The sequence below is a fragment of the Paenarthrobacter aurescens genome (assembly GCF_041549525.1).
Classification (GTDB): Bacteria; Actinomycetota; Actinomycetes; order Actinomycetales; family Micrococcaceae; genus Arthrobacter; species Arthrobacter aurescens.
In genome coordinates, this window is the sequence record NZ_CP157456.1 from 2,969,084 (window position 1) to 2,983,491 (window position 14,408).

17 protein-coding genes are annotated in these 14,408 nt (G+C 60.1%); 9 read left to right on the plus strand and 8 right to left on the minus strand.

What is annotated here, in order from left to right:
• The first annotated feature begins 55 nt into the window (after positions 1–55).
• The 7 genes from ABI796_RS13710 to ABI796_RS13740 are packed head-to-tail and all read left to right on the plus strand — an operon-like array spanning position 56 to position 6,780.
• The gene (locus ABI796_RS13710) at positions 56–463 is read left to right on the plus strand and encodes a TadE/TadG family type IV pilus assembly protein (RefSeq protein ID WP_062073138.1); all 408 of its coding nucleotides are present in this window, start codon (positions 56–58) and stop codon (positions 461–463) included.
• On the plus strand, positions 451–1,491 hold the full coding sequence (locus ABI796_RS13715) for a Tad domain-containing protein (RefSeq protein ID WP_141281602.1): 1,041 nt from the start codon (positions 451–453) through the stop codon (positions 1,489–1,491). The genes ABI796_RS13710 and ABI796_RS13715 overlap by 13 nt, the downstream gene beginning before the upstream one ends.
• Positions 1,492–1,542: 51 nt before the next feature.
• Complete coding sequence (locus tag ABI796_RS13720; protein ID WP_141281604.1) at positions 1,543–2,310, plus strand: Flp pilus assembly protein CpaB; 768 nt, start codon at positions 1,543–1,545, stop codon at positions 2,308–2,310.
• On the plus strand, positions 2,307–3,506 hold the full coding sequence (locus ABI796_RS13725; protein ID WP_141281606.1) for an AAA family ATPase: 1,200 nt from the start codon (positions 2,307–2,309) through the stop codon (positions 3,504–3,506). Before ABI796_RS13720 ends, ABI796_RS13725 begins: the two co-directional genes overlap by 4 nt.
• Entirely contained in the window at positions 3,503–4,945 is a 1,443-nt protein-coding gene (locus ABI796_RS13730) for a CpaF family protein (RefSeq protein WP_141281608.1), read from the plus strand. The genes ABI796_RS13725 and ABI796_RS13730 overlap by 4 nt, the downstream gene beginning before the upstream one ends.
• Before the next feature lie 2 nt (positions 4,946–4,947).
• On the plus strand, positions 4,948–5,889 hold the full coding sequence (locus tag ABI796_RS13735) for a type II secretion system F family protein (RefSeq protein ID WP_141281610.1): 942 nt from the start codon (positions 4,948–4,950) through the stop codon (positions 5,887–5,889).
• A gap of 12 nt (positions 5,890–5,901) precedes the next feature.
• Complete coding sequence (locus ABI796_RS13740) at positions 5,902–6,780, plus strand: type II secretion system F family protein (RefSeq protein WP_141281612.1); 879 nt, start codon at positions 5,902–5,904, stop codon at positions 6,778–6,780.
• 134 nt (positions 6,781–6,914) lie between these two features.
• Here the strand turns inward: ABI796_RS13740 and truA are convergent, their stop codons facing one another.
• The 8 genes from truA to ABI796_RS13780 form a co-directional block, all read right to left on the minus strand.
• Positions 6,915–7,805, minus strand: a complete 891-nt coding sequence (truA, locus tag ABI796_RS13745) for a tRNA pseudouridine(38-40) synthase TruA (protein WP_174754470.1) — start codon at positions 7,803–7,805, stop codon at positions 6,915–6,917.
• A gap of 32 nt (positions 7,806–7,837) precedes the next feature.
• A complete protein-coding gene (gene rplQ / locus ABI796_RS13750) occupies positions 7,838–8,398 on the minus strand; it encodes a 50S ribosomal protein L17 (protein ID WP_141281614.1) in 561 nt (186 codons plus the stop codon).
• Between the two features lie 66 nt (positions 8,399–8,464).
• Positions 8,465–9,475, minus strand: a complete 1,011-nt coding sequence (locus tag ABI796_RS13755) for a DNA-directed RNA polymerase subunit alpha (RefSeq protein ID WP_011775567.1) — start codon at positions 9,473–9,475, stop codon at positions 8,465–8,467.
• 149 nt (positions 9,476–9,624) lie between these two features.
• Positions 9,625–10,026, minus strand: a complete 402-nt coding sequence (gene rpsK / locus ABI796_RS13760) for a 30S ribosomal protein S11 (protein WP_014922380.1) — start codon at positions 10,024–10,026, stop codon at positions 9,625–9,627.
• A gap of 51 nt (positions 10,027–10,077) precedes the next feature.
• On the minus strand, positions 10,078–10,455 hold the full coding sequence (gene rpsM / locus ABI796_RS13765; protein WP_011775569.1) for a 30S ribosomal protein S13: 378 nt from the start codon (positions 10,453–10,455) through the stop codon (positions 10,078–10,080).
• 196 nt (positions 10,456–10,651) lie between these two features.
• Positions 10,652–10,765 (minus strand): 50S ribosomal protein L36, encoded by a 114-nt coding sequence (gene rpmJ, locus ABI796_RS13770; protein WP_011775570.1) that lies wholly within the window; start codon positions 10,763–10,765, stop codon positions 10,652–10,654.
• Between the two features lie 72 nt (positions 10,766–10,837).
• Positions 10,838–11,059 carry a translation initiation factor IF-1 gene (gene infA, locus ABI796_RS13775; RefSeq protein ID WP_011775571.1) on the minus strand — a complete coding sequence of 74 codons (222 nt, stop codon included), beginning with the start codon at positions 11,057–11,059 and terminating at the stop codon, positions 10,838–10,840.
• Positions 11,060–11,254: 195 nt separating this feature from the next.
• Positions 11,255–12,217, minus strand: coding sequence for a P1 family peptidase (locus tag ABI796_RS13780; RefSeq protein ID WP_174754471.1), 963 nt, complete (start codon positions 12,215–12,217; stop codon positions 11,255–11,257).
• Positions 12,218–12,531: 314 nt separating this feature from the next.
• On the opposite strand from ABI796_RS13780, the gene ABI796_RS13785 reads away from it, so the two are divergent.
• On the plus strand, positions 12,532–13,482 hold the full coding sequence (locus tag ABI796_RS13785; protein WP_174754472.1) for a carbohydrate ABC transporter permease: 951 nt from the start codon (positions 12,532–12,534) through the stop codon (positions 13,480–13,482).
• Positions 13,479–14,399: a carbohydrate ABC transporter permease gene (locus ABI796_RS13790; RefSeq protein WP_141281618.1), complete on the plus strand. Its 921-nt coding sequence runs from the start codon at positions 13,479–13,481 to the stop codon at positions 14,397–14,399. The genes ABI796_RS13785 and ABI796_RS13790 overlap by 4 nt, the downstream gene beginning before the upstream one ends.
• Positions 14,400–14,408 lie beyond the last annotated feature (9 nt).

Sequence of the window (14,408 nt, forward strand, 5' to 3'; positions counted from 1 at the left end):
ACCAACCCGTCGCTTTTAAAGCACGTTCTGTTGGATCTGGGACCGGGAGACGGATGTGAAATCCAAAACGAATGAGCGTGGCGCCGCGGCCGTGGAACTGGCCATCCTCCTGCCACTTTTGCTGCTAATCCTGTTCGGAATCATGGAGTTTGGGCGCGCCTACAATGTCCAGGTTTCCCTGACTCAGGCCGCACGTGAAGGAGCCCGCCATGCCGCAGTGCACTACCAAGACGGCACCCTCGACGTCTCCGGCGCCGCTTTGGCAGCGGCGCCGGCCTTGGACGGATTAGGAGTCACCGTCGCAGACAATGCTTCCAGCTGCGCGCCAGGATCAAACGTGGAAGTCACCACCAGTGTTTCCCTGTCTTCGATGACTGGATTCCTGGACGCCGGCTTCTTCGGCGGAACAGGCATCTTCCCGCTTAATTTGTCAGGAGTGGGGGTCATGAGATGCGGTGGTTAGACAGGGCACGACGGGATATTTGGACGCATAAGGATTCGGTCGACTCCGAACGTGGCGCAAGCACCGTCATCGTCGCAGGCCTCATGGTCGTCCTCCTCGGGTTTGCCGCCTTGGCCGTGGATGTCGGGGCAATCTACGCCGAGAAAGCTCAATTGCAGAATGGCGCTGATGCAGCAGCGCTGGCTATCGCCACCGACTGCGCAGGGGGTAACTGCGGGAGCAGCGCGTCTACCGGAAACCAGTTCGCCAATGACAATGCCAATGACAACACCAGCGGCGCCGTCGTAACGTTCCCCTCTGCCACTACGGTACGGGTGGTCACCAATGCCAGGGACACTGCGGGCCAGAACAGCTTCTCACTTTTCTTTGCGCGGGCAATGGGCTACGACACGACCACAGTTGACGCGTCGGCTGAGGCCTCGTGGGGCGCTCCGTCAGCTGCGACCACGTTGCCGTGGACGGTCAGCGAGTGTGTGTTCAAAAAGTATCTTTCGCCAGCCCAGCTCGCGTCCCTTAATTCGACGGGGAATTTCACAGGAGATCCGGTTCCAACGCACCTGCTGTTGCGATACGACACCAACGCACCAACCGTGCCGGGCTGTGCAGCGCAAAACGGCTACCAACCTGGTGGTTTTGGTTGGCTCGTCACTGATTCCGGTTGTTCCACCGACATCGATCTGGACGCGACTGTCGATGGACAAACCGGTAATCACTTCCCTAACGCTGCTGCCTGCGACGCCGCCCTTTCCACCATCATGGACGAGCCTGCACTGATACCGCTCTTCAACACGGCCACGGGCAATGGCAGCAATGCGAAATACACCTTGGTTGGTTTTGCAGCATTCCAAGTAACCGGATACAAGTTCAGCGGCTCTGGGGCCGTGCTGGACCCCCTGGCACCAAGCTGCACGGGAAATTGCCGTGGACTCCAGGGGTTTTTCTCACGCTTTGTGTCCCTCGAAGAGGGCATGCAAGTTGCAGGAGGCATTCCTAATTATGGGGCTTCCGTCGTCTTGCTCACCGAGTAGTTGCTCACAGAGTCGCTGCTCTCGAACTCACGAAACTCAAAGGAGTAGAAAGTGAAAACACGCCTACTGGGAGGCATTGCGGCACTGCTGTTAGCAGTCATCGGCACGGTTTTGCTGGTCACCTATGTTCAGGGAGCCGATAAGCGTGCGCAGCAAGGGCTTGATCCCGTAAACGTCCTTGTGGTTAAGGAACGCATTCCGGCCGGCACCAAGGCTGAAGAAATTCAGTCCAAGGTCAAGACCGAAACCCTGCCGCAGTCGGCGGTGGCACCCGGCACCATCAATGCCCTTAGCGATCAAAAGGGCAAGGTCACCTCATCAGACCTCCAACCAGGGGAACAGCTTCTGGGAGTAAAACTGGTCAGCCCCAAAGATCTCGCACCAGGCACTGTTCCTGTACCCGAGGGATTGCAAGAAGCAACGTTCGTACTTGCGCCCGAGCGAATCCTGGGAGGCCGGATTGAGGCCGGAGACACCGTCACAGTCTTTGCTTCCTTCAAATTGGACGAAGCGGTTCCGGCAGGTGCGAACCTTCCGGCTGGGTTGACCGGATGGAAAGACTTCACAGAACTGCTGTATCACGACGTTCTGGTCACCGCAGTCCAGCAAGCAGCCCCTGACGCAGAAAAATCAGCAGGAACTGACAAGGGGGTGGCACTTCCCAACGGATCCGCCTACGTCACGGTGGCGCTCAGCGACGCCAACGCTACAAAGATGGTCTTCGGCGCAGAGTTTGGCACGCTGTGGCTCTCCAAGCAGACCGACAAGACCGTCAAGAGCGATCCTCCGACGACGACCTTTGGAGGGCTGGTCCAATGAGCCGCTTCGTAGCCGTCACTGCCGTCCGTGACTTTGAAGGACGCATTCGGCAAGCCATCAGTGGCGCACTGCACGGAGACCTTCAAACGTTGTCCCCGGCCGTCCTCCAAGCCGGCACCGACGAAATCTTCAAGCAGCTGACAGGAGCACCTCCAGAGGTGATGATCCTCGGCCCAGGCGTCAATCCTGACGACGCTTTCAAACTAGCCACGGTGATCGACCTCCAGTACCCGGAAATCAGCCTCCTGATGGTGGCCGAGCCCAGCGCTGACATTGTGCTGAAAGCCATGCATGCAGGAGTCAGGGATGTGGTCGCCCCCGAAGCGGACGTCAACGAACTCCGAGTCCTCCTGGAACGTGCATGCTTGGCCGCCGCCAGCCGGCGACGCGGAATGCAACCAGCTGCCGAATCCGGACAAGAGCGGGGACGGGTCATTGCCGTCATGTCACCGAAAGGCGGCGTGGGAAAGACGACTGTTGCCACGAACCTCGCCATTGGCTTGGGGTCGCTTGCGCCGATGAGTGTGGTGATTGTGGACCTGGACCTGCAATTCGGCGACGTCGCTTCCGGCCTGTTGCTCGAACCGGAGCACTCCATCACCGAAGCTGTTCACGGAGCTGCTGCCCAGGACTCCATGGTCCTCAAGGCGTTTCTGACCGTCCACCCAGCCGGAATCTACGCACTCTGCGCACCACAGAAGCCCTCTGATTCGGACTACATCACTGCCGAACACGTCACCCGCCTCCTCAATCAGCTGGCAACAGAGTTCAAGTACGTCGTGGTGGACACTGCACCAGGCCTTGGCGAACACTGTCTCGCCACGCTGGAGTTGGCCACCGATGGAGTCTGGGTGTGCGGGATGGATGTGCCCAGCATCAGGGGTCTGAGGAAGTGCTTCAGCGTTCTGAAGGAACTTCAGCTGTTGCCACAGGGCCGGCATACGGTCTTGAACTTCGCGGACAGGAAGAGTGGTCTTTCCGTCCAGGACGTTGAAGCCACCATCGGAGTGCCCGTTGACACGGTCATTCCGAGGTCCCGCACTCTTCCCTACTCCACGAACCGTGGCATCCCGGTCCTGCAAGGCACAGTTCGGGATTCAGCGATCAAGGGACTGCGGAAGCTCGTTCAGCGGTTCGATCCTCGGCTCGAATCCGCACCTCAGAACAAACTGCACCGAAGGGTGGTGGTGTCATGAAGCTGTCAGAGAGACTTTCGAAGAATAACTCCCTTGGTGTCGCTGCCCCGGGTGACATGCAAGCTCCGGACACGGCTCCTGGCGGTGACTGGATAGCAACAGCTTCAGCGCCCACCCCAATATTGCGCGGTGCACCCACTACGCCTGCGGTGGATGCGCTGGCCGGACTCAAACAGCGTGCGGCTTCTTCCCTGTTTGAACGCATCGGAAACCGCATGGGTGACACGTCGTCATCCGAAGAGGATCTTCGGTCTTTTGCAGTGGACGAACTCTCAGCAGTCATCGATGAGGAGCAAGTACCGCTCTCCCCCGAGGAGCGGCGTCGGCTCATCCGCGAGATTTCCGACGAGGTGATGGGCTACGGCCCGCTGCAGCGTCTGCTGGAGGACCCCTCCGTCACGGAAGTCATGGTGAACCGCTTCGACCAGATCTACGTGGAGCGGCATGGACACTTGGCCTTGACCGAGCTGCAGTTCAGTTCGGATGACCACCTGCGGAAGGTGATTGAACGGATCGTTTCAAGAGTCGGACGCCGCATCGATGAATCGTCTCCATTGGTCGATGCCCGGTTGGAGGACGGCTCGCGTGTGAATGCGATCATCCCCCCGCTGGCTGTCAACGGACCATCGTTGACCATCAGGAAATTCAGCCACGTTCCGCTCACGGTCAGGAATCTCATTGAGTGGGGCTCCATGAGCCTGGAGATGGCTGAATTACTGAGCGCCTGCGTAAGGGCACGCTTGAATGTCATCGTTTCGGGCGGCACAGGCACAGGAAAGACGACATTGCTGAACGTTTTGTCGTCCTTCATCCCGGAGTCCGATCGAATCGTCACCATTGAAGACGCCGTGGAGCTACAACTTCAACAGCGTCATGTCGTCAGGCTGGAAAGCCGCCCACCCAATATTGAGGGAAAGGGTGCTATCACTATCCGTGATCTGGTCCGTAACTCGCTTCGTATGCGCCCGGATCGGATTATCGTCGGTGAGGTCCGTGGCGGTGAATCCTTGGACATGCTGCAGGCGATGAACACCGGCCACGATGGCTCCCTGTCCACTGTGCACGCCAACTCTCCCAGGGACGCGATTGCACGATTGGAGACGCTGGTGTTGATGGCCGGAATGGATCTTCCGCTTCGCGCAATTCGGGAGCAGGTTTCCTCAGCTGTTGATCTCATCGTCCAAGTAACGCGTTTGCGTGATGGCAGCCGACGAGTCACTCATGTCACCGAGGTGCAAGGGATGGAAGGGGATGTCGTCACACTCCAGGACGCTTTTCTCTTCGACTACTCGGCAGGTTTGAACGCCCAGGGGCACTTCCTGGGCAAAGCTATCCCTACAGGCATTCGGCCCCGTTTCCTCGATCGGTTTACGGAGCTCGGAATTCAGGTATCCCCTGCGACCTTTGGTGTCGCTCCAGTAGCGGTGGGGAGGCGTTAGCGATGGAATCCCCAGCGTTCTTCTTCCTCGCGATCGCACTCTGTGTGTCCGCCCTCATCGTCCTGGTAGCCGTGGTCCTGAAACCGCGGAATGGCCCTATCCCGGTTGAGCGTCGTCGGGTGGACCTGCCACAGGATAACTCCGCAGTGGGGCGCGTTTCCGAGTCTGCGGTGCGCCTGGTTGATACCGCCATTGGCACGTCTGGGGGCCCCTTCAATCGAGAGGTCCTTTACAACGCCGGCGTCAAACAGGCTCCTGCAGACGTGACGGTGGTGGTTGTGATCGCCGCTGTACTTCTGGGAGGCTTCGGCTGGCTTTTGATTAATCCCTTCATTGGCATTGTGCTCGCTATTGCCACACCTTTTGGAGCGAAGCTGATCCTCGCCGTGAAAACAGGAAAACGCCGCGGCAAGTTTGAGATGCAGTTAACCGACACCATTCAGATGTTGATTGGTGGCCTTCGCGTCGGGCACAGCATCATGAGGTCATTGGAGGCCGCGGCACAGGAATCACAGGCCCCCACGTCAGAAGAACTGGCCCGGATTGTCAACGAAGTACGAATCGGCAAGGACCCTCGGCAGGCACTGGAGGATTGTGCCAGCCGTATGGACAGCGAAGATTTCCAGTGGATTGGGCAAGCAATCCAGATCAACCGCGAGGTGGGTGGCGACTTGGCCGAGGTATTGGAGCAGGTGGCAGGAACCATCCGGGAGCGCAGCGAAATCAAGGGCCACGTACGCGCCTTAAGCGCTGAAGGCAAGATGTCAGCGGTGGTCTTGATGATTCTTCCTGTTGCTGTGGGACTCTTCATGTCCGCGTTGAACCCCGGTTACATGAGGCTCTTCGCAGAACACCCCATAGGGATCGCCCTGGTTGTGGTCAGCGCGGTCCTGTTCGCTGTTGGCGGCTTCTGGATGAGCCGCACTGTGAAGATCAAGTTCTAGGAGACAACGCTCATGACTCCCGTTGCATGGCTGATCATAGCCACCATCGTTCTGCCGGTAGGCTACTTCGCTTGGTCGCTGCTCAGCATCGACCGTAAGGGCATAGTTGCCATTCAGAGCAATCTCGGTTCGGGCTTCGCGCAAGGTGGCGGGGTAAACCTTCAACGTCCCCCTCTCCTGCTGGGCGTCGCCAGGAAACTGACCCCTGGCAGCTACGAAGCCAAAATGGATCATTGGCTCGCCCTCGCCGGGCGGCCTATGTCGATGCCGTTGCCCAAGCTCCTAGCCCTAAAGCCCGCACTTGGGCTGGCCGGAGCACTCGGCGGAGTATCCCTGTTTCTTCTCAGTCCGGGACCCGGAATGGTAGGACTGGGCCTCTTCCTGACAGTGTTTCTGTATTTCCTTCCAGACCTCCTGATCTACAACTCCGGGATAAAACGGCAGGAAGCGATCAAACTCGAGTTTCCCAACACCCTGGATCAAATGCTGATTTCGGTCGAAGCAGGCCTCGGCTTCGAATCGGCGATGGAACGGGCTTCCTCGCAGGGGGCCGGTCCTCTGCCTCAGGAACTCATGCGCACGTTGCAGGACATCCAAGTGGGTCGTCCCCGGCAGGAGTCGTACGAGGCATTGGCCGATCGATGTGCCGTACCTGACGTCCGCAGTTTCGTCCTTGCCGTAATACAAGCCGACAAATATGGCATCGGGATCGCGAACGTCCTCCGCGCCCAGGCCAAGCAAGCACGCGTCAAACGGAGGCAAAGCGCAGAGGAGCGTGCGATGAAGTTGCCCGTCAAGGTGCTTTTTCCGCTCTTGTTCTGCATCTTCCCGGTCCTCTTCATAGTCCTTCTGGGTCCGGCAGCCATCAAGATCATGCAGGCCTTCTCCTGATCTTGCTCCGCGGGAAATAGACCGGCACTTCGCGGATCCCAGACCACGAAGTGTCACAACGGCCCCCTTCCGGTACCCAGAGCCGGGAGGGGGTCCTCCTGTGTCCGGACGGACGTCAACAGGACCCCGAAATGCTATTCCCGCCGCGCCCTTGTCAGCTCAGCCCGGGCCAACAGCTCACTATCGGACGGGTAGGCGACTTCTTCAAGAACCAAGGGGTGTGGAGCCGCGAGCCCGGACTTGGCATCGCGTTTTCTTTCCAGGAGCCGGGAGTACAACCACGCCGGGGACTCCAAGGACTCCCCCACCCGCAGGGCAGAACCAACCAAGGACCGCACCATGTTGTGGCAAAACGCATCAGCCTGAACGGTGGCCACAATGACACCGTCGCTGGATCGGGCAAAGGAAAACTTCTGTAGCTCGCGAATGGTTGTGGCGCCCTCACGAGGCTTGCAATAGGAACGGAAATCCTGGAGCCCCAGCAGAGCCGATGCGCCCTCGTTCATCAGCGCAACGTCCAACGGCGTCTTGTGCCACAAGGTGATGCCCCGCAGTAGCGGGTCCCAGCGTTCGGGACCGTCGGCAATCCGGTAGCTGTATCTGCGCCACAACGCAGAGAAGCGGGCATCGAAGCCTTCCGGCGCCAGACCGGCGTCATGCACTTCAATTGCACCTGTCAGGTCACCAAGTATCCGGCTCAACGCTCCGCGGAGTCGGCGCAGAAGCGCGACGGCGGGATCGAGTTCGTGCCCTCGCGGCAGTGATAGCCACTCAGCTTCCGTGAGGTCCAGGTGAACAACCTGTCCGCGGGCGTGGACGCCGGCGTCCGTCCTGCCGGCGACAGTAACGCGAACAGGCCGCTGCAGAAGGAGCGCCAGTGCTTCCTCAAGGGAACCCTGCACGGTACGAAGACCGGGCTGCAGCGCCCAACCGTTGAAAGGGCCGCCGTCGTAAGAAAGATCAAGTCGGACACGCAAAAACCCGCCGCCCCCCAAAACGGGGGCAGCGGGTTTTCGTTCGTTCATAGACTTAAGTCTACTGGGAAGAATTCAGTGAATTACTTCTTGTCCTCAGCGGCCGGAGCCTCTTCGGTTTCAGCAGCTTCAGCTTCAGTGGCCTCTGCCTCAGCGGCCGGAGCCTCTTCGGTTTCAGCAGCTTCGGTCTCTACAACCTCTTCCTCAGCAGCCGATGCTTCAGCAGCCGGAGCAGCCTTGGCAGCGGCAGCGGTTGCCTCAGCAACAACGGCCTGCTTGGGGGAAACGGGCTCGAGGACGAGCTCGATGACAGCCATGGGAGCGTTGTCGCCCTTGCGGTTGCCGATCTTGGTGATGCGGGTGTAGCCACCATCGCGGTTGGCAACGGCACCGGCGATGTCGGTGAACAGCTCGTGGACAACGCCCTTGTCGCTGATCAGGCCGAGAACGCGGCGGCGTGAAGCGAGGTCGCCACGCTTGGCGAAGGTGACCAGACGCTCTGCGTACGGCTTAAGGCGCTTGGCCTTGGTGACCGTGGTGGTGATGCGCTTGTGCTCAAAGAGAGCAGCTGCCAGGTTCGCGAGCATCAGGCGCTCGTGAGCCGGGCCGCCTCCGAGGCGCGGACCCTTAGTGGGGGTAGGCATAGTTATTTCTCCTGTTATGTAAGCCGTTCAGGTCCATCACTGGACCCGGCGGCCAAGATCTGCTGTTTAGAGCTCGTCGTCGCTGAACGCGGCGTCGTCCTCTTCGATGGCTGCGGCGCGGGCTGCGAGATCGAAACCGGGAGGGGAGTCCTTGAGGGACAGACCCAGTTCCACGAGCTTTGCCTTGACCTCGTCAATGGACTTCGCACCGAAGTTACGAATGTCCATCAGGTCAGCCTCGGAGCGGGCAACGAGTTCACCCACGGTGTGGATGCCCTCACGCTTGAGGCAGTTGTAGGAACGGACGGTGAGGTCCAGATCCTCGATCGGCAGAGCCATGTCAGCTGCCAGGGCAGCGTCCGTCGGCGACGGGCCAATCTCGATACCTTCAGCTGCGGTGTTCAGCTCACGAGCCAGACCGAACAGTTCCACCAAGGTGGTGCCTGCGGAAGCAACAGCATCGCGGGGGGCGATTGCCTGCTTGGTCTCGACGTCGACAATGAGCTTGTCGAAGTCGGTGCGCTGCTCAACACGGGTAGCTTCCACGCGGAAAGTTACCTTCATGACCGGCGAGTAGATCGAGTCAACCGGAATACGGCCGATCTCGGAGTCGCCGGACTTGTTCTGAGCTGCCGAAACGTAGCCACGGCCGCGCTCGATGGTCAGTTCGAGTTCGAACTTGCCCTTCGAGTTCAGTGTGGCAATGTGCAGATCCGGGTTGTGGAATTCGACGCCGGCCGGCGGAGCGATGTCCGCGGCGGTGACGACTCCGGGGCCCTGCTTGCGCAGGTAAGCAACAACCGGCTCATCGTGCTCGGAGGAAACCGAAAGGTTCTTGATGTTCAGGATGATCTCGGTGACATCTTCCTTGACACCCGGAACCGTGGTGAACTCGTGCAGCACGCCATCGATCCGGATGCTGGTTACAGCGGCACCGGGGATGGAGGAGAGCAGGGTACGGCGGAGGGAGTTTCCGAGGGTGTAGCCGAAGCCCGGCTCCAGCGGTTCAATGATGAAACGGGAGCGGTTCTCGGATACAACTTCTTCAGACAGGGTGGGGCGCTGTGCAATGAGCACTTAGGTTTCCTTTCGGCGAGCATCCGCTATATGACGCAACACAGGTGGTGGAAATCGGCTTCGGTTTCCAGCCTGGCCAGCCGGGCCATGCTGATGGAGGGTCGAAACCATCCATAGCAGGCCCGGCCGGTCAGGCGGGGAAGACCTAATTAGACGCGGCGGCGCTTCGGCGGGCGGCAACCGTTGTGGGCGCTGGGGGTGACGTCCTGGATGGAGCCAACCTCGAGGCCAGCGGCCTGAAGCGAACGGATTGCGGTTTCGCGTCCGGATCCCGGGCCCTTGACGAATACGTCAACCTTGCGCAGACCGTGCTCCTGAGCGCGCTTTGCAGCGGCTTCGGCAGCCATCTGAGCGGCGAACGGAGTGGACTTACGGGAGCCCTTGAAGCCAACCTCACCGGCGGAAGCCCATGAGATTACAGCACCGTTCGGGTCCGTGATGGACACGATGGTGTTGTTAAAAGTGCTCTTGATGTGCGCCTGGCCAAGCGCAATATTCTTCTTATCCTTGCGACGCGGCTTACGAACCGCTCCACGAGTCTTCGGGGGCATTGTTTCTCCTACAGAAAGTTATCGGGGGAAAACCGGATTAATCCCGAGGGATTAACGGCCGGCCTTCTTCTTGCCGGCGACGGTGCGCTTCGGGCCCTTGCGGGTACGAGCGTTGGTCTTCGTACGCTGACCGCGTACGGGCAGGCCCTTGCGGTGGCGCAGGCCTTCGTAGCTGCCGATCTCTACCTTGCGGCGGATGTCAGCGGCTACCTCGCGGCGAAGGTCACCCTCAACCTTGTAGTTGCCTTCAATGTAGTCACGCAGCTGGACCAGCTCGGCGTCAGTCAGGTCCTTGACGCGAACGTCAGCGCTGATGCCGGTGGCAGCCAGGGTTTCGTGTGCACGGGTCTTGCCCACGCCGTAGATGTAAGTAAGCGCAATTTCCAACCGCTTTTCGCGGGGAATGTCTACGCCAGCGAGACGAGCCATAGTGGCAGTACTCCTTGAATAAACCGGAGGTCGTAGGCAGTACACCCACACGTTCAGTGTGGCCCCAGCCTCCGACCGGGGGTTCGCTGACCAGGCTCTGTACTGCAGTCCTGGCACAGCTTGTGCTGCCTTTATTTACTTGCGTGGGCTAGCAGCCCAGGTTTGTCCTTGCGGACGCAGATTCCCGGAAGGGGAATTAGCCCTGGCGCTGCTTGTGGCGCGGGTTCTCGCAGATCACCATGACCCGGCCGTTACGGCGGATCACTTTGCACTTGTCGCAGATCTGCTTGACGCTCGGCTTGACCTTCATGGCGTTCCTTTGCGTGTTTTGCAGTTGATCTGCTGGAGCGGCTTAGGCACTATTGCCTTGCCGCCCAGCAATTTACTTGTAGCGGTAGACGATACGACCACGTGTGAGGTCGTATGGGCTCAGCTCAACCACTACCCGGTCCTCGGGGAGGATTCGAATGTAGTGCTGTCGCATCTTCCCAGAGATGTGTGCGAGAACGACGTGCTTATTGGTGAGCTCAACACGAAACATCGCATTGGGCAGCGCCTCAGTCACAACGCCCTCGATCTCAATGACCCCGTCCTTCTTGGCCATATCCTCCGCTAACTGTTGTTTGCCACCGCCCTTCGGTTAGGCACCGAAGATCCAGCGGACGTTTTTTGTTTGCTTGGCCCTCTTGGAACCACGACACTAAAAAGGGCGTGGCTGCACAGACAACCAACAAATAACTCTACGCCAATGAGGCCGGAAAGTTAAATCCGTCTATGGTAGCGCACCTGTCCCCAGTCGTCACTCCCCTGCGGGCCGGTAAGCAGGGAAGTCCCCTGCCGCCGTCGAGACGCTTTGGGCCGCAAGGACGCCATCCACAATGGCCAGGCGAACGGCGTCGGCAGCGGCGCTCTGGAGCGTTATCAGCGAGACTTGCCGCGCCTGTTCGGTACTGCGGTCAAGCCCGACGGCGCCAGTCGCCAAGGCGAACACGGTATCTCCGTCCGCCAACGTATGGGACGGATCCAAGGCCCGCGCCAACCCCGCATGCCCGGCACTGGCGGTCCGCCTGCACTCGGCCACATCAAGCACAGCGTTGGTGGCGATCACCACGAGAGTCGTGTTGAGCCCTTGCGGCGACCCCAGCGGATCTGCCGAGGTTGCGGGCGAAGATTCAGGCCCCGCGCCGCTGAACACCGGCGCCCCCATCGCGTTCACCACGGCAATGGCACCAACAACCACCCCACCGTCGAGAGCGATTGAAGAAGTACCTACCCCACCCTTGTAGTGGCCACGCGCAACAACGGCCCCCGTCCCGGCACCCATGTTTCCACGTTCGACGGCGGCGTGGTCGCCTGAGGCGAAGGCTGCGGCGGCTGCCTGGTAGCCCATGTCCGCGCCGGGCCGCGCTTTCACGTCGCCACCGCGCCCGAGGTCGAAGATGGCCGCCGCCGGCACAATGGGCACCACTGTCCCCGGAACAGCAAAACCCCTGCCCTGCTCCTCACACCACAATTGAGCACCACCAGCAGAAGCCAAGCCAAAGGCACTGCCACCCGTCAACACCACGGCATCCACAGTCGACACCAATGTGGTCGGATCCAGCGCATCGGTCTCATGCGTCCCGGGCCCACCCCCACGCACGTCCACAGACCCCACAGTCCCCGGCGGAGGAAGCACCACAGTAACCCCGGACAACCACCCCTCCCCCACCTTCTGCACATGCCCAACCCGTATGCCGGCAACATCGGTGATCGAATTCATGGCTCCATTCTCCACCCGCCGGGAGCAGAACGAACTGGCGGTGCGCCGGGACCCGGCAGCGCGCGTCTAAGGGAGGAACGACCGAGCGCGCAGAGGGGTCCAGCCAGCCCGCAGGGCGGGGCAAGTGGGAGCCGAGCCTCAAATACGAACAAGCGAGTAACGCCGAGTAAACGGGCTTGGAAGTGTAAGCCAACTATCCATACACGCCCCGCTTTTGGCCTCAACGGGTGCTTTCGGTGTGGTGAGCTAGGCCTGTCTTCGCCGCCCCGGTCAGGGAGCTGGCGCCCTCATTCGCCCGAAACCGTTAGTGACTCATGACTACCCGACAGATTCACAGCAGCAGTGCTGCGCCCGCAGACAGGCGGCCCACGCAGCAGAGAAAGCGCTGGTCCGGCCGGAGCCGCCGGGACTTCCTGGTGTTCCTGGCCATGGCCTTGCCCAACCTGGCCTTGATCGGCACGTTCACGTATTGGCCGCTGATCAACAACATCTATTACTCGACGTTGGATTGGACCCTCGGCTCGGCAAAAGCCACCGTGGTGGGGTTGCAGAACTACGTCACGTTTTTCGCCAGTGAGGACGCTTCCAAGGTCCTGGGAACCACCGCGATTTTCACCGTGGTGACAGTGGGCGGCTCCATGGTCCTGGGCCTGCTGGTTGCGTTGGCTTTGAACTCGAAGGCGCGCGGCACCACATTCGCCCGGTCTGCCGTGTTCGCGCCCTACGTGCTCTCCGGTGTGGGCGTTGGCTTGGTGTGGCTGTTCATCTTCGATCCCGGCTACGGAGTCCTTGCATGGGTCCTGCGTGGCTTTGGCCAGCAGAGCCCGCAGTGGATCAATGATCCGCAGCTTTCCTTGGTGATGGTGATCATTGTGTACGTCTGGAAGAACCTCGGCTACTGTGCTGTGGTTTTCCTGGCCGGCCTGCAGTCCCTCCCCCGTGACGTCATGGAGGCCGCTGCGCTGGATGGGGCCAACAGTGTGCGGAGGTTTTTCAACATCTCCCTTCCATTGCTTTCCCCCACCACGTTCTTCCTGCTGATCACCACCATGCTGAGTTCCCTGCAGGCGTTCGACCTCATCCGCATCATGACTCCGCTGGGAAACGGCACCAGCACCCTCATCTATGAGGCTTACCTTCAGGCGTTCGGCGCGTACAACCGGGCAGGCTACTCGGCCGCGATTTCCGTGGTCCTCTTCGTGATCCTGCTGATCATCACTGTTCTTCAACTCCGGTTCGTTGAGCGAAAGGTTCACTACTCATGAGCGCGCCCTCACCCGCCGTCGTGGTTGATCCGCCGCAAGAGGCCGCGCAACCGGCCGCCACGCAGGACCTGCCGCGCCCCTTTTCCACATCCAACTTCCTGCAGACCCTGGCTACGGGCTACGTGCCGTTGATCATCGCAACGCTGGTGGTATTCCTGCCACTGCTGTGGATGGTGCTGAGTTCCTTCAAGCAACCCGGCGAGATCGTCACCATGGATCTGAAGATCCTGCCGGAATCACTGAACCTGGAGAACTACGTCACCGCAATGACCACGGTCCCGTTCGCACAGTTCTTCGCGAACAGCCTGATCGTCACCGTGGTGGGTTCAACCATCAAAGTCATTTTGGCGATCCTGACGGCCTATGCGCTGGTGTTCGTTCGCTTCCCGTTCAAGAACGTCATCTTCGTGCTGATTCTGGTGGCACTCATGGTCCCTGCGCAGGTGTCCATCCTGCCCAATTACATCCTGATCGCGGGGATGGGCGGAAAGAACACCTTGTGGGGCATCATCCTTCCGGGTTTGGGGACGGCGTTTGGCACTTTCCTGCTACGGCAACATTTCATGACCCTGCCGCCGTCCATTCTCGAAGCAGCTGAAATCGACGGTGCCGGCCATTGGCGGCGGCTGTGGCAGATCATCGTGCCGGTCTCAGTGCCGTCCATCGCCACCGTGGCGCTGGTGACCGTGGTCAGCGAATGGAATGACTACATTTGGCCGCTCATCATCACGGACCGCCCCGAAACCATGACACTTCCCGTGGGTTTGACCCTGCTGCAGAACTCCGAGGGCAACGGTGCAGGCTGGGGAATTCTCATGGCCGGGGCCGTCCTGGTGATCGTGCCCATCCTGCTGGTGTTTGCAGCACTCCAGCGCTACATCGTTGCCGGGCTGACCCAGGGCAGTGTCACCGGCTGATTTTCTCCA